Origin of the sequence: Leuconostoc mesenteroides subsp. mesenteroides (assembly GCA_009676745.1) — a bacterium.
GTDB lineage: Bacteria > Bacillota > Bacilli > Lactobacillales > Lactobacillaceae > Leuconostoc > Leuconostoc koreense.
The window spans coordinates 815,475-834,688 of the sequence record CP046062.1 but is presented as its reverse complement, the minus strand read 5'-3'; the positions used below and the strand labels follow the sequence as shown (position 1 = coordinate 834,688).

24 protein-coding genes and 1 tRNA gene are annotated in these 19,214 nt (G+C 36.3%); 8 read left to right on the top strand and 17 right to left on the bottom strand.

The window, feature by feature from the left end; genetic code table 11:
- Nucleotides 1-148: 148 nt before the first annotated feature.
- From GJV51_04315 to GJV51_04280, 8 genes are all read right to left on the bottom strand, one after another.
- Nucleotides 149-1,984, bottom strand: a complete 1,836-nt coding sequence (locus GJV51_04315) for a terminase large subunit (protein QGM25227.1) — start codon at nucleotides 1,982-1,984, stop codon at nucleotides 149-151.
- Complete coding sequence (locus tag GJV51_04310) at nucleotides 1,981-2,457, bottom strand: phage terminase small subunit P27 family (GenBank protein QGM25226.1); 477 nt, start codon at nucleotides 2,455-2,457, stop codon at nucleotides 1,981-1,983. The genes GJV51_04315 and GJV51_04310 overlap by 4 nt, the downstream gene beginning before the upstream one ends.
- Nucleotides 2,458-2,822: 365 nt before the next feature.
- Complete coding sequence (locus GJV51_04305; GenBank protein ID QGM25225.1) at nucleotides 2,823-3,323, bottom strand: HNH endonuclease; 501 nt, start codon at nucleotides 3,321-3,323, stop codon at nucleotides 2,823-2,825.
- 76 nt (nucleotides 3,324-3,399) lie between these two features.
- On the bottom strand, nucleotides 3,400-3,810 hold the full coding sequence (locus GJV51_04300; GenBank protein QGM25224.1) for a DUF722 domain-containing protein: 411 nt from the start codon (nucleotides 3,808-3,810) through the stop codon (nucleotides 3,400-3,402).
- A 1-nt stretch (nucleotide 3,811) separates the two neighbouring features.
- Nucleotides 3,812-4,159: a hypothetical protein gene (locus GJV51_04295; protein QGM25223.1), complete on the bottom strand. Its 348-nt coding sequence runs from the start codon at nucleotides 4,157-4,159 to the stop codon at nucleotides 3,812-3,814.
- A gap of 22 nt (nucleotides 4,160-4,181) precedes the next feature.
- Nucleotides 4,182-4,373, bottom strand: coding sequence for a hypothetical protein (locus GJV51_04290; protein QGM25222.1), 192 nt, complete (start codon nucleotides 4,371-4,373; stop codon nucleotides 4,182-4,184).
- 279 nt (nucleotides 4,374-4,652) lie between these two features.
- Nucleotides 4,653-6,032: a hypothetical protein gene (locus GJV51_04285; protein QGM25221.1), complete on the bottom strand. Its 1,380-nt coding sequence runs from the start codon at nucleotides 6,030-6,032 to the stop codon at nucleotides 4,653-4,655.
- Between the two features lie 245 nt (nucleotides 6,033-6,277).
- Nucleotides 6,278-6,478, bottom strand: coding sequence for a hypothetical protein (locus GJV51_04280; protein ID QGM25220.1), 201 nt, complete (start codon nucleotides 6,476-6,478; stop codon nucleotides 6,278-6,280).
- 137 nt (nucleotides 6,479-6,615) lie between these two features.
- Here GJV51_04280 and GJV51_04275 point away from each other — a divergent pair, with 137 nt between their 5' ends.
- Together GJV51_04275 and GJV51_04270 are read left to right on the top strand one after the other, a co-directional pair.
- Nucleotides 6,616-7,218 carry a helix-turn-helix domain-containing protein gene (locus tag GJV51_04275; GenBank protein ID QGM25219.1) on the top strand — a complete coding sequence of 201 codons (603 nt, stop codon included), beginning with the start codon at nucleotides 6,616-6,618 and terminating at the stop codon, nucleotides 7,216-7,218.
- On the top strand, nucleotides 7,215-7,505 hold the full coding sequence (locus GJV51_04270) for a hypothetical protein (GenBank protein ID QGM25218.1): 291 nt from the start codon (nucleotides 7,215-7,217) through the stop codon (nucleotides 7,503-7,505). The genes GJV51_04275 and GJV51_04270 overlap by 4 nt, the downstream gene beginning before the upstream one ends.
- 140 nt (nucleotides 7,506-7,645) lie before the next feature.
- Here GJV51_04270 and GJV51_04265 read toward each other — a convergent pair whose 3' ends face one another.
- From GJV51_04265 to GJV51_04245, 5 genes are all read right to left on the bottom strand, one after another.
- On the bottom strand, nucleotides 7,646-8,218 hold the full coding sequence (locus GJV51_04265) for a hypothetical protein (protein ID QGM25217.1): 573 nt from the start codon (nucleotides 8,216-8,218) through the stop codon (nucleotides 7,646-7,648).
- Nucleotides 8,219-8,225: 7 nt separating this feature from the next.
- A complete protein-coding gene (locus GJV51_04260; GenBank protein ID QGM25216.1) occupies nucleotides 8,226-8,417 on the bottom strand; it encodes a hypothetical protein in 192 nt (63 codons plus the stop codon).
- Between the two features lie 249 nt (nucleotides 8,418-8,666).
- Nucleotides 8,667-9,041 carry a hypothetical protein gene (locus tag GJV51_04255; GenBank protein QGM25215.1) on the bottom strand — a complete coding sequence of 125 codons (375 nt, stop codon included), beginning with the start codon at nucleotides 9,039-9,041 and terminating at the stop codon, nucleotides 8,667-8,669.
- Between the two features lie 265 nt (nucleotides 9,042-9,306).
- A tRNA-Glu gene (locus GJV51_04250) sits at nucleotides 9,307-9,378 on the bottom strand.
- Nucleotides 9,379-9,471: 93 nt separating this feature from the next.
- Nucleotides 9,472-9,687: a hypothetical protein gene (locus tag GJV51_04245; protein ID QGM25214.1), complete on the bottom strand. Its 216-nt coding sequence runs from the start codon at nucleotides 9,685-9,687 to the stop codon at nucleotides 9,472-9,474.
- 140 nt (nucleotides 9,688-9,827) lie between these two features.
- On the opposite strand from GJV51_04245, the gene GJV51_04240 reads away from it, so the two are divergent.
- Genes GJV51_04240 through GJV51_04220 form a run of 5 tightly spaced genes read left to right on the top strand, consistent with a single transcriptional unit; the run spans nucleotide 9,828 to nucleotide 13,108 of the window.
- Nucleotides 9,828-10,028 carry a helix-turn-helix domain-containing protein gene (locus GJV51_04240; GenBank protein ID QGM25213.1) on the top strand — a complete coding sequence of 67 codons (201 nt, stop codon included), beginning with the start codon at nucleotides 9,828-9,830 and terminating at the stop codon, nucleotides 10,026-10,028.
- Complete coding sequence (locus GJV51_04235) at nucleotides 10,028-10,495, top strand: hypothetical protein (GenBank protein QGM25212.1); 468 nt, start codon at nucleotides 10,028-10,030, stop codon at nucleotides 10,493-10,495. Before GJV51_04240 ends, GJV51_04235 begins: the two co-directional genes overlap by 1 nt.
- 12 nt (nucleotides 10,496-10,507) lie before the next feature.
- A complete protein-coding gene (locus tag GJV51_04230; protein ID QGM25211.1) occupies nucleotides 10,508-11,401 on the top strand; it encodes an ATP-binding cassette domain-containing protein in 894 nt (297 codons plus the stop codon).
- Nucleotides 11,394-12,614 carry an ABC transporter permease gene (locus GJV51_04225; protein ID QGM25210.1) on the top strand — a complete coding sequence of 407 codons (1,221 nt, stop codon included), beginning with the start codon at nucleotides 11,394-11,396 and terminating at the stop codon, nucleotides 12,612-12,614. The genes GJV51_04230 and GJV51_04225 overlap by 8 nt, the downstream gene beginning before the upstream one ends.
- A 14-nt stretch (nucleotides 12,615-12,628) precedes the next feature.
- Nucleotides 12,629-13,108, top strand: a complete 480-nt coding sequence (locus tag GJV51_04220) for a substrate-binding protein (GenBank protein QGM25209.1) — start codon at nucleotides 12,629-12,631, stop codon at nucleotides 13,106-13,108.
- A gap of 37 nt (nucleotides 13,109-13,145) precedes the next feature.
- Here GJV51_04220 and GJV51_04215 read toward each other — a convergent pair whose 3' ends face one another.
- Together GJV51_04215 and GJV51_04210 are read right to left on the bottom strand one after the other, a co-directional pair.
- Nucleotides 13,146-14,867, bottom strand: a complete 1,722-nt coding sequence (locus GJV51_04215; GenBank protein ID QGM25208.1) for an ABC transporter permease subunit — start codon at nucleotides 14,865-14,867, stop codon at nucleotides 13,146-13,148.
- Nucleotides 14,854-16,047, bottom strand: a complete 1,194-nt coding sequence (locus GJV51_04210) for a betaine/proline/choline family ABC transporter ATP-binding protein (protein QGM25207.1) — start codon at nucleotides 16,045-16,047, stop codon at nucleotides 14,854-14,856. The genes GJV51_04215 and GJV51_04210 overlap by 14 nt, the downstream gene beginning before the upstream one ends.
- 214 nt (nucleotides 16,048-16,261) lie before the next feature.
- Here GJV51_04210 and GJV51_04205 point away from each other — a divergent pair, with 214 nt between their 5' ends.
- The gene (locus GJV51_04205; GenBank protein QGM25206.1) at nucleotides 16,262-16,876 is read left to right on the top strand and encodes a GntR family transcriptional regulator; all 615 of its coding nucleotides are present in this window, start codon (nucleotides 16,262-16,264) and stop codon (nucleotides 16,874-16,876) included.
- 119 nt (nucleotides 16,877-16,995) lie between these two features.
- Here the strand turns inward: GJV51_04205 and GJV51_04200 are convergent, their stop codons facing one another.
- Together GJV51_04200 and nagB are read right to left on the bottom strand one after the other, a co-directional pair.
- Nucleotides 16,996-18,348: a glucose-6-phosphate isomerase gene (locus GJV51_04200; GenBank protein QGM25205.1), complete on the bottom strand. Its 1,353-nt coding sequence runs from the start codon at nucleotides 18,346-18,348 to the stop codon at nucleotides 16,996-16,998.
- 47 nt (nucleotides 18,349-18,395) lie between these two features.
- Nucleotides 18,396-19,097, bottom strand: coding sequence for a glucosamine-6-phosphate deaminase (gene nagB / locus GJV51_04195; GenBank protein ID QGM25204.1), 702 nt, complete (start codon nucleotides 19,095-19,097; stop codon nucleotides 18,396-18,398).
- Nucleotides 19,098-19,214 lie beyond the last annotated feature (117 nt).

Below are 19,214 nucleotides of genomic sequence, written 5' to 3'. Positions count from 1 at the left end.
CAAATAGCCCAATACCAATGGCAAGCCAACCGACTTGTGTAGCTAATTGAAAGGCACAAATCACAATCGCAATAATACCCAACACAATCAGTACAAACGGTATGTATTGACTAATATTTTTTAATTTATTCATTCAGCACCACCTTTCTTAAAATTTAAACTCATTCATAAAATAATCATTTACCTGGTCTTCACTCATACCAGCAAATGGACTGTGGCTCTTATCTTCTGGGGCGTTTGAGAATGAAGTAAAGTAAAACATACCCTCAAATAAGGCGTTGACAATGGCATCAGCCACATCAATCTTTGCACTGTTGGTGTTCTTATCAATCTTGATACCATTGTTATCTTGTACAATAACCGCATTAGATAAAGCGCCAAACATGGCTTCATCATCAAGCATAGTTATTTGTGACTTGATAAACGCTGTTTGTAAGAACTTTGTGGGTTCGTTTAATGACTTGATACCCTGACGAACTGGAATAATCAGATAATCGTTCTTGACCTCATCTAGTCGCCTGATAAACGTCCCTGTTCCCCATTGGTCATACAAGATAGCCTTAACATTGAGATCATATTTTTCAATGAACGACAACATGAAATTAAATACCTCATCTTCATCAATCAACCCAAATCTGTCACGAGTAATTGTAGCAAAGCCCTTACTTTCTACATCTCGATAGTTGATGCCATCACGCTGTTCTTTGGCTTCAATCGTTCCTAACTTAGCCAATGGGATAAATGAGTGTTGATATAAGTGAAACTTTTGGTTACCTGTATCATCTGTATAAGGGAATACAAAGGCTATGGCTGTATCATCATTAGTTTGGCTGTAATCAAACCCAATATAGACATCTCTACCTTGCATATTGAACGCTGTAATAATCGACTGTGTGAGCAAATCAACTGGTAGAAACGCATTCTCTTTTGCATTCTGCCACCTGTTCATGTTTTTGGTTAAGAAATCAGGTAAACGTCCCTGTGAATTTAATTCATCTCGTTCAGCAGTCATTTTTGGTATCGCTGACTTGCGTTTAGATTCTAACTCAAATAATGGATTAGACTTCTGCCAAACACTTGGGTCTCCAAAGGCTTCATCATCATTGTCTTGTTCCCATGCTAGAAACAGAATATTATCAATCTCACGCCATGTCTTTTGCTCCATATATGAGCTATACCGCTTATAATCTGCAAACATTGGACTGCGCACATCTGTCCCACTGGTACTAATAAATATCGTTTGTGAGTATGGTAGGAACGTTTGCCCTGATGTAATTGAATTGATAAACGAACGGTCTTTGAATAAGTGATATTCATCAACCACAGCGTAACTAAAATGACCAATACCATCACTAGTTGTACTTGATGAGGCACTTAATTTACGCATGGTTGTCGACTGGCTTTTAATTTTCATCTCACGTTGGTTGTACTCAATACCCCACTGCTTAGCCATCTTAGAAAACGTCCCACCTGCTAGGTTAGCCCACTGACTAGACATGTATTTGAACAAGGCATCAGCATGAGCCGTATCAGCACTGGCAACCGCTAACTGTCGGTTCGTTTTAGGTTGACCAAACAAGAAATTAAACAAGCTTATCAACGCCATCACGGCTGTTTTCCCATTTGCACGTGCCATTGATATAATTGCCCTATCAAAGCGCTTACCACCTGTTTCAGGCTCTTTCCAACCCTCTAATAGACCAACAATAAACGCTTCATAAGGACTAATTTTAAACGGCTCATTTGTTTCTAAATCAACCAATAATGTACTAAACTTGATAATTTTTTCTGTTCGCTCTGCATCATAAGCGTAGTGAAATTCTGGATCAGTTTTAATCCGTTGTAAATCTGATAAGTGACGTTCACATGATAGTTTGATTTTCTCTCCTGCAATGATATGACCAGTCAAGACACCAACAGCATATTTGATAGTCGGTTCACCAATCCCAAAATCATTGATAACATCTTGATATTGTTCAATCATTGGCTACCACCAAACATGTCAGCAATGGCATCAGCATTCAAGCTACCGTCATCAGCACTAGCCAAATCAATCAAGGTTGCACGAGAGCTTGGACTTAATCCTAACTCGCCACCTAATGACTTCACCTTACCAGTGGCATCATTCAAAACGGCTGTGGCTGGGTTCTTATAGTATCGTCCACTATTTTCATAGATAGCCCCAACTTCTTTGATATTCTCATAGGCTTCACGCATAACACTGTAATTGATGCAAAAGGCTTCAAGTGTCGATTTGTCAGCTACTGTGATATAGCCCAATTTATTCAACGCTGGTACTAAGGTAGTCCACAATCGACTAGCTACACCCGTCAGATGCTTAGGCGCTGTCTTTGGTAACTGTTTAATATCTGCATTAGCCTCTTTCAAGGCTTCAGTACGTTCTCTTTGATAGGCACGGTCTGTATCATCTGTTGTTATTTTTGCTTTTCTAGGCATTTTTACCTCCTTTTTTATTTGAAATATGTACCAACACACAGACATATCTCGTTAAATGTGCTATACTTAAGTCAAGTAATTAACACGTTAAACGTTGATATAACAGCGTTTCAAATCAGTCCCAGCCTTTTTGAAAAAATAACTGCTTCTTTTATCGAAGATGCCGACTCTGTGTGTCGCTTCCTCTACGCTTGATAGCGCGGGGGATATTTTTTTGTCGTTAAAAATATAAAACGTTCCCACCCACCCGAGTAGAAAAAATATGACTTTTAGAACAACTACAATGCCGAACAAGCATTACAGTCAATATGCTTCACGTACCCACCCTCCAACCATGTACGCAATATAAAAAGGACTGAACTCAATCAATCCTTTAATATCTTTATCCACCAGTCACGGCTTAAATGTTTCAACTTGTTATCACTTATTTTATTCTCAATAGCTGTTTTATGATTATGTTGTGCTTTTGTCAGTAACCATAGATTACTCACATCATATTGTTCAGCCATAGTATTGAGTAGTCGTCTTGGTATGAGGTGGTCAACAATTAGATCACCCTTACCATATACTCGACCATCAACAGAACTGGTATACATATCTCGTTGCTTAATATATTCACTAATCCGTTTCCATTGCTTAGTATTATAGAACTCATGTCCTAACTCATCTCGAACACTTGAATTGTATTCTCGGTTACGTTCTGCAATGTCATGCTGACCTCGTAATGTTTTGGAACTTAGTTTATCTGCTTCAGACTTTCTATTGTGGTAATCATTTATTCTTAGTTGATAATGCTTATCACAATAATCAAAGCCTAACTTAATCAGTTCATGGCAACCAATCTCGGCACATCTATGTAATCTCATTGAGTACCTCCATCTAATATTGCATACTACAATTATGCCATGTATTGATAGTCAGAAACGGCAGAATGACGGCAACTTATACAGCAATGTCTAACTCATTAAATGTTTGTGCAACACTATCCTTAAATGTCTTTTGATAAGTACGGCATGTTCGCTCTGATAAATTCATACGTAATGAGATAACTACCCAAGACAGCCGTTCACGTCTATCATAGTGCATTTGTACTATCTGCTTTGTTTCTTCACTGAATGTCGTCTCTAATCGTTTAATAGCATCACGTTGCTTTGTTAGTTCATGTAAGATGCTGTCTGCCTCATACTTAGCTATCAAATCATCTAAAGGTCGTGTGTGCTTGTTTAATGACTTAATACCAGCATTGTCATCATCATGTGGTTGCCATTGTAGTTCTGATCTACGTAAAAGAATCTTCATATCAATCACACCACTGTAATAGTTGGTTAATAATTCATCTGTCTTATCCGCCATACTAATCTCCCATCTTTTTCAGTTCTTCATCAAACCAGTTTTTCCCTTGCCTGAACTCATTTAAATTCCATTTAATATTTTGCTTAGTATTTTCTATAAAACTAAGGTGAGATAGAAAACCTCTATACAACTCTAATGGACGATTATTATTTATAATGGCTTCATTTCTAACTAACCAAAGCTCGTGGTTATCTTGTTTTTGCCGTTTATACAATATTGTATACTGCCTCTCGGCTTCATTCTCATCATCTGCAATTAGCTTATGAATTTCATTCGCACGCTTGTAGTAGTAATTGACACGACCAGTTACATCACTCATTGTTGTATTACTTTTTACTTTAACTACCATTATTCAAATTCTCCTTTTGCAATTAAATTACTTCATTCAAGTTATCTAACAAATCACCTAGTAATAATGCTGTATTTGATAGGCGGTCTGTTTGTTTCTTCAATTCTTCTTGTTTCCAAAATGATGAGTTATAATCTTCAACTGACTCTACATCACTGATTAAGTGATCAATCGTCGTATTCAAATACATCATCAATAAATTCTTATCGTTCATGGTTTAGTTCTCCTAAAGTTCCGTTTAATTTGTATTTGTTCCACCTTTGTTCCAATAAAGTTCCAGTTAAAACCCAGTAGTACCAAAGGTTGTTCCAAAAGTTCCAGGAAATAGTGACTAGCTCTTTATATATTTTTATAATTATTATTTTTTATATACCACTGACTTTATATTTTATGGAACATATGGAACAACTCAATATTATCAATGGTTTAGCTAGGAACATTTATGGAACATTTATGGAACATTTTAGGAACATCTTATGTTTTTTGGAACAATCTATCGTACATATTTTGCCCCGATGATTCTGTTTGCTGGTGTTCCTATATCTTGGGTATCATCATTATCAGTTATTGATGATCTAGCCTTTTTGAATTCATATCCTAGATCTGATAGCCTTTTATAGAAGATTTGTTTTGTAATAGGTTTTATAAATCCATCATCTTTCAAATCTTGCGAAAATTGAAAATAAAGGAAGTCTTTTCGTTGATTGATAGAAGAATCAGTAACCAAATGTTCATTAGCCCATTGCTGAATATCGTCTCCTTGCAAAAACCATTCATTAGTTGTTTTATCAATGTCATCTGTTAAACTCATTTTTCGATTTTGTTTGGCTATCCTGAATTTTTCCATTGCATAGTATACAAATGCTCCACGTTCTTTCATATACTCCGTGTAATTATCATCGTCATCATGTTGAGAAACATGTGCGGAGGATTTGGAATTCATTATCTTAACTCGACGTCTAATGCCTGCATTTACTTTGATAGTCGGAGCTTCGTTTGCCGTAAATAGTAGCTTAGCATGATTAGTGAAACTAAAACTATTCTCACCTTTGAACTGAACTTGTAATGAATCAGATCCTGTTAAGTTGTTGATTATTTCAAAACTTGGGATATAATCATTATTTAAGTCACTTTTTATGTTTGCATATGCACCATACAGGTTAGCTGTCATAAACTTGTCCTTGGCTATTTGTTCCAGTGATAAACTTGTGGTCATTTCTTCACCTATAAATGTTCTCATTAACTCTACTAAGTAAGATTTCCCAGTTCCCGCGCCACCTTGTACAATCACCATGTATTGAAATGGTCTGTAATCACGATGAAACATAGAACCAAAGAACTCAATCATGAACTGGTCATTTTCACCCAACGTCTGTTTGAACAATTTTTTTGTTCTTTCACAACTGCCTTTTTTTATTTCAAAGTCAAAACCACCTAATATATATAATGCAGGACGATTACGTATAAACTCCATAGTGTCACCATCTACTGCTGTATTTTTAAATGATACAACAGATGGACGATGGTTAAACACATTAATCAAGTTATCCTTTAAAGCTTTTGAAAGTAGTAATTCCAATATGTCTCTTATAAGACGAGCTGTAGCATAGTTTCCCAATGTTTTGCTAATAAAAGACTTAAGAACTCTATCTCTTATTGCTTGCGTTTTGAACTGTTCCCAGTACTGACCATTATAAAAATAACCAGATAAGTTTTTAGAGGTGAAGAAGAAATTCGTTTTTTCTATGACTATTTCTACCACAATTAATTGATCAATCTTTTGCTTGCTTTTGTCATCTATAAATATAAATTTTGGTAGTTTTTGTTTCTGTATGTTCTTTCCCTCATTAGTTTTATTTTCAATACTTTTCATTAATTCCCCCTTAGTTTAATTACTCGTTCTACCAAATTTTCAATAATTGTGCTAGAATTACGAGTATAAAATATTTTTTTGAGTCCTTTAACGTTCGTCACCAAACTATCGTTAAGGGTCTTTTTTTTCACCTCTTTCATCTCTTGCCCTCACTTTCTTTATCTCCAATAACCACACCGGCTATGAACGCACCACCGATTAAAATTAGTAATGCTATTACTTCACCTAACCATTCCATCATGTCACTACTCCTCACTGCTTTCTGCAATCCAGTTATCGATCTTATGATAAGTCGATTTCCTTATAATTTTCCTACGACCTGCAAGGATATCAGCCAAAGTCCAACGACTAACACCCGTTTCTTCTGACAAAACCGTGACGTTAATGTTTCGCTCACCACGTTTTCTTTTAAATTTCAAAAGAACAGCACTACTAATTTCAATCATTCTTTCTCCTTATACCCCATTTTGGGAATTAATATATTTTAAATATACCTCGTTTTGGGGTATTAGTCAACACTAAATGTATATTTATTTTCTCAATTTGGGGTTTTAATGTTAGAATGTTTTATGAGGATATTAGTATGACCAATAACATTCGATTAGTGCGTAAGCATCAACAAAAATTGCTTAAAGATGTATCAAAAGACTTGAAAATCCCAGTCAATACACTGTCAAACTATGAACGTGGGGACCGGGAACCTAAGCTAGAAACTTGGATAAAGTTATCTGATTATTTTGATGTCCCGGTTGGATATCTTCAAGGTATTCGCTCTCCTGAAAACGAAGATGAATACTACAATCAACTAATTCAGCAGACTATACATTCTTCTAATAACTACATGCAAAATTCTGATGATGAAGTATTTAAAGGTTGGCTAATGTTCATTACTTCTCTCTATGAGCAAAGTAAAGCTGATAAAAAAATAGCAGATGTTGATGCTTTAATTACTGCATTGAGCCTTATCAGTAATGAAATAGTGATGGGTATTGAGCCAAGCAATGGCCAAAGCGGTGTTGATGAAGGTCTAAATCTCTTAAATCAAACTATAAAAAAACTGCAATCAAAAAAGCACGTTATTCACGGATCAAACGAGATAAAGTATCTATCTGATTCAGAGTATTTAAACTTCCTAAAAGCCCAAAATAAAAAAGCCTCTGACGATAAGCCAGAGACAGAAAGATAAAATTTATGGAAAATATAAATATTCATAGCCAGATGTTTCAATTCAGAGTGTTGTTAGCTGTATTTGCCATTATTATAGCAATCGTTGGTTTTACTCAATCAGTTGATAGTTATACGCAAACCTATGCACGAGCTACTTTATCACTGTTATTGTCTACGGTGATGGGAACTTATGCCTTTGAAAGATTGCAAGAGAAAAAATGGCTACCCTTTTCAGCTTACGCACTGGTTAGCGTATTAAATCTTTTGACATTTATTAAAATCATATTTCCAATCATTCATTTTTAAATAGCAACAAGCCCCCGATTATTCGGAGGCTTTTATTATTGCTATTTAATTGTCGAACCTCCCATTTGCAAGTAGTATTTTAGAAAATAAAAAAAACCGACTTTTAAGCCAGTGGTCTTTTCTTTTATTAATTATAATTATCAATTATCCTTTGCTTCTAAGTAAGACTTTTCCATAAAAGGATAACCAATTATCATTTGATAACAATCTTTGTTAATTGCATCTCTTTCATCATCAGAAATGAAATCAAAGCCACGATCACAATACCAATCAACTGCATCAGGAATTGCACACGCAACCATACCAGATATAGCAACGTTCTGTACTCTTCGTATGGACGCCATCAATTTAAAAACTTCATATAACAAGTTTTTTCCTACACTTAGTTGTTCAGATTTTTCTTTTTTAGGATCATATTGAAATTTTTTATTGACAGAAAAATGATCTAAACTAATTAAAGGACTTCGATCCATCTTTTTTCCCAAAACTTTTTCAGTATGATTGTTGCTTATTACTGTTTGTGTAACTGATAGTGCATACATTCCAACTACTATACCATTATAATACGCTACACTAAGTGCTGAACGGTTTGCCTTTTCAAAATCATTAATTTCCTCACTAACAAAATTGTCTAAGCCAGGAAAACCTGTTTCATATCCATCTAAGTCGCTTTTATTAAGCATATCATTGTATGCTACAATTTCAAATTCCATCTCGTGATTAACCTAATAACTTACGAATGTTGTCCATTCCCTTTCTGGCACTAACAAACCCAGTAGCGACTTTAGTAACCCTTTTTTGAAATTCTGCACTTTCCATTTCATTATTTGTCGGCTGCAAGATTTTTCGAATTCTATTTTCTTGTTTTTCAGAAGTAATATTAATAACAACATCTTTGTCTCTTAATACCATAATTCCACCTCCTATACAAAATGACGCTTTTATTTCGAATCTAATCATAATGTAATTTTATTGTAAATCACTTATGTAACTAAAAAAAGAAATATGCATATATTCATGTATATAATTATATACATGAACACTGAATGTATCTCTTGTTTTTTTGTTATGTAGGCATACTGACAGGAACAAAGGTATTTTACTCAAAAATGAAATAAAAGTGGTTTTATTCAGAATTGTACAAAAATAACAACCGTATGTTTACCTACACTTGTGTTGTATGCTTGCAAAAACAGCTGTTGCCTCCGTACCTGAAAATACACCTGTATCTGGTCTAGGAATGTTTTTTACTAACTGATTTAACTTCTTCTTCTGAAAAACAATAGTGGACTTTGGTATACCTTTATCGTAGTAATGTGTGAATGGTTGATGGGTTCTATATTTGTCAACATACATGGCCAACTGTTCTGAAGTAAAAGTATCCACAAACGGGTCTAGCTTATCCATTACATCTAATATAAAACGTTTCTTATCACTGATTGGTTCATCTACACTACTAACGTAATCGATGTAAGAGATGTATCTACCAGTGAAGTAATCAGCCAAAATATCTTCATTTCTTGTCTCTATGATCATATGTTATTCCTATGTATTTTTTATGTTTATATACACGGATATGCGTATATTTATGTAATATGTACCACATGCTGATTTATGTGTTATTTGGACAAACAAAAAACGGCTCAAATGCCGTTCTGTCGCTCAATCATCGTTTCAATTTATGTGTTATTTTTGTGTTATTTCGCTTGAAATACCATGCAATCTTATGAAATGATAAACCATAACAAAAGGCGCTACATTAGGCTTTTGAAACCTTTTGCAACGCCATGAAATATACTAATAGCGCTAGAGGGAGTCGAACCCTCGATTTCGGCCTGAGAAGCCGACGTCTTAACCACTTGACCATAGCGCCATAACAGATATTAAGTATACCGAAAAAAACAGCTTACGTCAATGCTTTTTTGTAATAAAAAGAGATTGAAATAATATCAATCTCTTTTTTTGATTACGCCTCTTGCAATACCTCTTGAGCTTTGTGCTTAAGCTCATCAGCACTCATACTTTCATAAGCCTTTAAATGCTTTAAAGTTTCCAAAGTGTTTTTGTTGCTCGTGTCCATATAATGGTTCCACAATGCATCGCGTAGTGGGGTTTTGTCCTCGCTCCAACTAAAGACTTCGCTCATTGGAAGATCCAATGTTTCAAATTTTTCATCAGCCATGTTTCGGCCCCCTTTCTATATCAGTTATAGTTCTTATTGCCCCTGATTGCAACTTTTTAAAAATGTAAACAAAGCTTTACATATTATGTAAAGTACGCTATACTATTTTTATTGAATAGCCAAACTATAGGAGGCGTACTTTGATAAATCGTATTCAAGAACTAAGGAAATCACGTAAATTAACTCAAGCAGAGCTTGCTGCTGAACTTGAAGTAACACGTCAGACCGTGATATCACTCGAAAAAGGTAAATATAATGCCTCTTTGTTTTTGGCGCATCGAATTGCCGAGTTCTTTGACCTACCGATTGAGGATGTCTTTATTTTTGAAAGGGGAAAATAATGATTAATAAACTATTCGCATCACCAAAAGCGGGAATAACTGACGACGACTACCGTACAAAAATCAAATATCAAGTTAATTTTTGGACAATCGTCATCATATTGACTGTCGCTATTACAATGATTTTAGCAAGCTTACAAAAGTCACCAAATTCACGAAGTTTTCTACATGGATTTTCATCCGGTATATTTGGTGGCGGTATCGGTGCCATCATTACATCTAGAATACTAATTCATAATCGCAAGTATCTACACAAAAGCAAGATAAAAGCAACCGATGAACGACTACAAGACATTGCTCACCGTGCAAACAAGATAACCTTTATGATGCTACTAATTGTGAGCTATATCGCTATTTGTTGGGCAACTTTTTATTGGGACCGAAGAGCTGGATATCTATATTTAATAATTGTCTTAATTTGTTTATTCAATAGCGGTGTACGATATCTACTAAATAAAATATTATAAGGAATAAAAAATATGATTCAACTGACCAATCTTAACAAGACGTTTGGGCAAAAAATTGCTGTCTCTGATATGAACATGACACTGACTGAGGGCAAAGTAATGGGACTTATTGGGCAAAATGGCGCCGGCAAAACAACCACCTTCCGTATGCTTTTAAACTTCATTAAACCAACGTCGGGCACAATCACTTGGAACGACCAACCCATTACCCAAAATGATAAACAGCGTATTGGTTTCTTACCTGAAGAGCGTGGTTTATACCAAAAACGAACTGTTGAAGAACAAATACTATACTTTGCAGAATTACATGGTATGAAACGATCAGATGCCCGCATTGCATTAAAGGATTGGATGAAACGGCTTGATGTCGTTGGTAAAGCAAGCGATAAAGTACAGTCACTTTCCAAAGGAAACGCACAAAAAGTTCAAATGATTGCTTCACTAATTTTTGAACCTAGTCTACTTATACTCGACGAACCTTTTTCTGGTTTAGATCCCGTCAATACAAGTTTAATGATGGATGAAATCATGCGTCTACGTGATAATGGTGCAATGATTATTTTTTCAAGTCACGACATGAATAATGTGACCAAAATCTCTGATAACCTCACTATGTTAAAACGTGGAAAAATTGTTCTTCAAGGTCCTGTGCAAAATATTCGTGAACAATTTGGTCGCACACGTATTTACGTAGAATCCTCTACTTCAATTGCAGCATTGAAAGCTATTGATGGCGTCACATCAGTTACCCCACATGGTGTCGGCTATAACTTAATTTTGTCAGAAGAAAAGGCTGGTCACCGTGTGTTTGATATCGTTACAAAAGATGGCTATATTCCCGCTTTCAGCCAACAACCACCAACACTTGATGATATTTTCCGCCAGGAGGTCGCTATTCATGACTAATCAACTTTTTATTGTTATTAAAGACACTTTTCTCAGCCAATTTAAATCACGTGGCTACTGGATGCTTGTACTTTCTCCTTTGATTTTCGCTGCTGTAGCAGGTGCTGTTATCTTTGGTATTACCAAAATGCAAGGCAATACAACACCTAATATTGCTGTTGTTGGTAATTCAGATGTCCGCCATATTTTAGTCCAAGCAGAAAAAGAATTAGACATCCATGTTTCCAACATAACCGATGAGAAAAAAGCCAATGAGGCACTGCAAAACGCAAAATTAGATGGCATATTGACTGTCAACCAGGATGATGCCACAATCACCACACAACCTAAAAGTGAACAAATTCCAAAAGAACAAATCACTGCTATATTAGGTAATCTCTCACGCGCACAAAAAGCTACTCAATATGGACTAACAGCTGAACAAACGGCTAATTTAGTCCAACCTTATAACTTGAAAAGCGTTGTCAAACAAGCAAAGCAATCAACTAATAGTAGCAATACTGAAAGTGCTAACCAATTAATAGCCAGTGCAATTGGTATCATCACTATGATTATAGTCATGTGGTATACGTCAATGATTGCAAATACAATCGCCAATGAAAAATCATCTCGCATTATGGAAATTCTATTGGCAGCGACATCTGCACGCGTACAATATTTTGGGAAGATTATCGGCATTTTTGCTCTAGTAACCACACATCTGCTGATCTACGTCATCGCTGGATTTGCAGCTTTCAACTTCTTTAAAGAAAACAGTTTTGTAAAAGGATTAGCATCTAACTTAAATGGTGTGACATTATCATTTATAATCTATGCAGTAATTTTTGTTCTTGTTTCCGTTGCGCTGTACTTAGTGCTAACCTCAATGATTGCCTCCCTAATTAATGATAATGCACAAGTTCAGCAGGCTATTCAACCCATTTCCATGATTGCTATGGTTGGCTATGTATTTAGCTTTATCATGACTCAAATGCCGAATAATCTCTTGATTCGTATTCTTAGTTATATACCATTTGCCTCTCAAAGTATGATGCCAATACGACTTGTTACGCATACTGAAGGCTGGCCGGCAGCAATAATTGCATTGCTTATTGCTGTTATCACTTTATTGTTACTACTATGGTTCGGTCAAGGAATTTACGCCAGAAACGTGCTATCGTACTCTGATGAACCAATTATGAAACAATTAACAGCAAGACTGCGTCGCAGGTAAACGGAGGAACACATTTGGACAATACACCATACTTCTTAAAAAATCCCAAATGGTATAAATATGAAGAACGTCAGACTAGCAATGGCATCCCCTTTCAACGTTTTGAATTAACGAAACACGCATCACCAGAAGCAATAACTAGTTTTAAACAAACAATGATTACCATTGGACCTGACTCTTCTATTGATCCTGATAATTTAAATCGATTTCAACAAGCTTTGGGATATGCAGAACGTCAACACTTATTCATTGAAAAAAACGGGTTAAGTACAGAATCATGGCAAAAAGAACATGAACTGATAACGTATGCGATTCGAAGCTATCAGTTACTGAGCGATGATCTAGTAGCACCCAATACTTTGATTTTTAAGCCACGTATCGCTTTCTTATACAAACGATTTCTAAAAGAAAATCCCACCCGTATTGATGACATAGACTTGTGTCAGTTTATCATTACACAAGATAAAAAGATGACGATTCAAAATAACAAATAAAATAACGCTAAGCTGAAAATCAGCCTAGCGTTATTTTTTATTTATACCAACTATCAACTAACTTTTGATGTGATTTAATCCATTTAGCAGCAGCCTGCTTTGGTGTTTGACCATTTTGAATGTCAAGCATGACTGATTCCATGTCTTCTTTCGTCCAATTAAATTTGTCAGCAACCTTATAGGCCTTAGGGTTAGAAGTTTTAAACTTCTTATTCACAACCGTATTAATGGTTTCTCCAGATCCAAATACATTTTTTGGATCAGACAAGAACTTCAAGTGGTACTTACTAAACATCCAGTGTGGTGACCAGCCAGTCACCACAATATCTTGCTTATTTTTGTAAGCTTTGTCCAATGCGGACACCATAGCACCTGAAGACGAGGCTGATAAGTTCCAACCTGATAAGTTTGAATAAGACTTCAAAGCATTAGCGGCTGTGGCCATTTCACCGGCTCCTGGCTCAATGCCCGTGACTGTTTTATTTGCTTGAGTTGTTAAATCACTAATAGAATTTACATCCATGTAATCAGGAACAACTAATCCAGTTTTAACACCTTTCAAATTAGTACCAAGCAATGTCACATCATCTTTGTACTTATCATACAAAGGCTTATGTGTATCCGGCAACCATGCTGAAACTGAAATATCAACTTGCTTATTAGATAGTGATTGCCACAAAACAGCGTTATCTAATGGCGTTAACGTGACATCATATCCATGTTGTCGTAATGATTCAGCCAGTACATTCGAAGAGGCAACTTCTGAATCCCATTCAACGTAACCAATAGTAACTTTTTCACCCGTTGTTTTATCGGAAGTGAAGGCGTTGACAACACCACCACCAATCATAACCAACAAAGCTGCAAGTACCGTCCAACGACGCCATGGTTTTGTCACTGCCTTTTGTCCTGGTTGAGTATTAAACTTTTGTGTAAAACGATCAATAACAATTGCTAAAATCACCAATCCAAGACCATTAACAAATCCAGAACCAACATCGGCATGTTGAACTGCAGACAAGACACCACGTCCAAGACCTGGTGCACCAATCATAGAAGCCGTAACAACCATCGACAATGCTAACATGATTGTTTGATTAGCACCTGCTAAAATAGTATTTTTGGCATTAGGCAGTTCTAGTTTAAATAATTTTTGCCAAGTAGTTGATCCAAATGAATCAGCTGCTTCGACTAAGTCAACTGGAACTTGACGAATACCTAAGCTAGTCATACGGACCATTGGTGGTAAGGCAAAAATTATCGACGCAAAGACGCCAGGCACCACACCAATACCAAAGAAAGCAACAGCAGGAATCAAATAAACAAATCCTGGCATAGTCTGCATAAAGTCTAAGATTGGTTGAACGACTACCGCAGTCTTTTGCGACTTTGCTGTTAAAATCCCAAGCGGTATACCAATAATCAACGAAACAATAGACGCCATGATTACCAATGTAACAGTATTCATTAAGTCATACCAAAGTCCTTGATTGGCAATTAACAAAAGTCCTAAGAATGTGAATAATGGAAAACCAATCTTTTTCGGTGACGTAACAATGGCAATTATTGTGATACCAATAATCATTAGTGGCATAGGTACAGCAATTAAACCATTTGTTAAGGCATCCATGATATATTGACCGCCAGATTGAATGGCATCAAAAAATCCGGATAAATTAGTAGTTAACCACGAAACCGCTGAACTGACCCAATCTTCAAGTGGAATTTTTGGAATATTTACTAAATTATTCATTGTCATCTTCCCCTTCCGTATCAGCAAGTGCCTTCAATACTGCGCCACGAATAACAACACCTTTCACACGGTTATCGTCATCTACAACGGCCACAGGTGTCTGAGCATCATAAATAATAGGCATGATATCCATGATAAGCGTGTCAGGTTTAATCTTTGGCATTTCCGTGAGCACATCTGCAAGTGGCATCTTTTCACGACGTGCGCGAATCGCCTCTTCTGATGACAAATAGCCTTCAAGTTGACGATGACGATTAACTGCAACGAGGCCTGAAACTTCTTCTGCCGTCATTTTTCTCAGCGCAACAGTTGGCCCATCAACATAAATGTTTGATGTTAAAGCTGGGATCATAATACTGTCCGCCGTCAATACCTTAGAACGATCAACATCACCCACGAAGGTTTTCACATAATCATTGGCTGGATTCGTAAGAATTTCTTCCCCAGTACCAATTTGTTGTACCTGACCATCTTTCATAATAGCGATATGGTCACCTATTCGTAAGGCCTCATTTAAATCATGGGTAATAAAAATAATTGTTTTTTCAACATTCGCCTGCAAATCTAATAACTCGTCTTGCATTTCTCCACGTACCAAAGGATCTAATGCTGAAAAGGCTTCATCCATTAACAAAATATCAGGATCATTGGTTAGTGCTCGAGATAAACCAACTCGTTGTTGCATACCACCAGATAATTGGTGTGGATATTGATCTTTAAATGATAGCAATTTAGAATTTTTTAAAGCTTGCTCTGCTCGTTTACGTCGTTCTTCTTTCCCTACACCTTGGATTTCTAAACCGTACTCTGTGTTTTCTAACAGAGTACGGTGTGGGAATAGAGCAAAGTTCTGGAAAACCATACTCATTTTTTTACGACGAATTTCTATCATCTGTTTTTTATTCAATTTAGTAATTTCTTGACCGTCAATAAACAATTGCCCCGCTGTTGGTTCAATTAGACGGTTTAGTAAGCGAATCAACGTTGATTTTCCTGAACCAGACAGCCCCATGATAACAAAAATTTCGCCTTCTTCAATTGACATGTTGATATCATAGACACCAACCGTGCTCCCTGTCTTCTCAACGATTTCGTTCTTACTTTTGTTTTGCTTCACCATTTTCATCGCAGCTTTTGGACGCTTACCGAATATTTTGGTGAGATGCTTAATTTCTACTTTTGGCATGTTCTAAAGTGGTGGTGCCGCGTAATATAAAATATTACATCATGCACATCATTTCGAATGGCACCACACACATCTCCTCCTTGCTTCTTTTCGAATTTCCGTATAAAATATAGTGACAACCTATACTTTATAACAAGTTGTCTCTTTAATTGACAACTTCAATTTTTACATAGATTGTCACTTGTGTCAAATTTTGAATCTATAGGATATACAAATGTCAAAAATCAGAGAACCGCGTTACCGAAAAATAGCCTTTCAAATAGCTGAAAAAATTGTTAATAACGAGTACAAAGTCGGATCCAAACTTCACGCCAGGTCAACTTTGTCCGTAACGTTTGGTGTTTCAGCAGAGACTGCTCGAAAAGCTATTAATATTTTATCGGACCTCGATATTGTTAAACCCATACACGGTAGTGGTATTGAAGTATTATCACGTGAAAGAGCAAAATATTTTTTGAATCAAGCCCAAGAAACGACGAATATTCAAACAATTCATGATCAGATTAACGATTTAATTGAGACCCAAAGAACGTCTTTAAATAGTCTTTCTGATTCCCTAACGGCTTTATTTGACCAAACACAACGTGTACAACGTCATAATCCATTAACACCTTACGAATTTAGCCTATCAGATTCTTCTAAACAACTTGGCGAATCAATTGGCAACCTGAATATATGGCAAAATACCGGCGCAACTATAATCGCTATTTTACATAATGAAGAACTTGTCGTATCACCTGGACCCTATGCTGTCATTGAGAGCGGGGATACACTTTATTTTGTTGGTACTGAAATGGCTTTTCATGCTGTTCAAAATTTTTTCCAATAACGTATTAATTTTTCATCATAATGCTATGGGCCTGCCAGGCCTTTTTTATTATCCATATAAAAAACCCTTACCCGAAATTTAAGATAAGAGCATGCTTTTATAAAATATAATTAATTTGGTTATTCACCTAAACGAGCTCGATAAACCTTCGTTTGTTCTTCATAACCAGGCTTACCCAATAAAGCAAACATTGCTGTTTTGTAAGCTTCGACACCGGGTTGGTTGAATGGGTTAATACCGAATGTGTATCCTGATGCACCAACAGCGATTTCAAAGAAGTAAATCAAATAGCCCAATGAATAGGCATCTTGTGCTGGTAAGTGGACAGCCAAGTTTGGTACCCCACCATCAACGTGAGCTAATGTAACACCTTGTGAAGCTTTTGTGTTGACTTCATCAATTGTAACACCTTCAAGGTACTGTAACCCATCATTATTACCATCTTCATGGGGAAGATCAATATTTGAAACTGGATTGTCTAGTTTGACAACTGTTTCAAACAAATCACGACGTCCTTCTTGAATATATTGCCCCAAAGAATGCAAATCTGTTGAGAAGTTTGCAGATGATGGATAGATACCTTTTTGGTTCTTACCTTCTGACTCCCCCATTAACTGTTTCCACCACTCAGACAAGTACTGCATTGTTGGTTCCCAATTAATCAATAGTTCAGTTGTATAACCCTTATCGTACAATATACGACGGACAGCAGCATATTTGTAGGCTTCGTTATTTTTTATATCCGAATCAGAATAAGCCTCTTGAGCATCTCTAGCACCTGCCATCAAAGCTTCAATGTCAGCACCGGAAGCAGCAATTGGCAGTAGGCCGACTGCTGTTAAGACAGAAAAGCGACCTCCAACCCCATCAGGAATTGTAAATGTCTCGTATCCTGAAATTTTTGCTTCATCATGCAATGCGCCACGGTTCGCATCAGTTGTAGCGTAAATACGTTCCTTAGCGATTTCAGTACCGTACTTCTTTTCCAGTAATTGTTTGAACACACGGAAAGCAATTGATGGCTCCGTTGTTGTCCCAGACTTTGAAATAACATTAACGGAAAAGTCTTGATCACCAATCACTCGTACCAAATCATTGATATACGAAGCAGATGTCGAATTACCAGCAAAATAAATTTTAACACCTTGACGTTGATTGTCGGCCAATTCATTATTAAACATTGGATTCAAGAAATCAACAGCCATTTTTGCGCCAAGATATGAGCCACCAATACCAATAACAACCAAGACCTTCGAATCGGATTGAATTTTCTTAGCAGCAGCTTGAATGCGGGCAAATTCATCTTTATCATAATCAGTTGGTAAGGTAATCCAATCCGAATATTCTGCACCAGCACCGCTTCGATTACGAAGCTGCTCGTCTGCCATTGTGATTAGTGGTTGCATTTCATCAAGTTCATGCTCTGCAACAAAATTCTCAATGTTCTTTGTGTCAAATGTAATATGTGCCATTTTTTACTCCTATTAAAAATTATGAAATCGGTTACAAGTTTATTTTATCACAACTTTGACGCTGCTGCCTCATCAATAATGATTGTAACGTCCGAATGTTTTTGCAGAATCGACGCTGGCACTTCTTCGGTTATTGGACCATTGATAGTAGCTGCCACTGCATCTGCTTTACTTTCTCCCGTAGCTATCAGCAAAATTTTCTTGGCAGACATTACTGAAGCAATTCCCATAGAAATTGCTTGTGTAGGAACATCCGACTCTTTATCAAAGAAACGAGCGTTAGCAGCAACTGTAGATTGTGTGAGATTCACAATATGGGTTGTTGAATCAAATGGTGTACCTGGCTCATTAAAACCAATATGTCCATTGCGTCCTATACCTAATAATTGTAAATCAATTGGGTTATCAGCAATAATTTTGTCATAAGCTCTAATCGCTGCTTCATGATCCTCAGACTTACCATCTGGCACATAGGAATGTTTAAATGTTTTATATTGAAATAAGTGTTTGGTCATAAAATAACGATAACTCTGCTCGTTTTCGCCATCCAAACCAAGATATTCATCTAAGTTTATCGACACCAATTCAGAAAAATCAATTTGGCTAGTTGCCATCTTTTGATATAAGGGTATTGGTGTTGATCCAGTTGCCAAACCTAGTACATTCGCACCATGTTTTACAGCCCTATGATAAATTTCAAGTGCCTTTTCTGCACCTTGTTCAGCATCTTTAACTCTAATAATTTTCATCATCCAACCTCTTTCAAATTGGTCTATACCTTTTTGGTCTATACCAATATAATAACACCTTTCTAGTCTTGTAGCAAGTTTTTCAAGAAATAGTGGATGACATAAAAAAAGACCAAT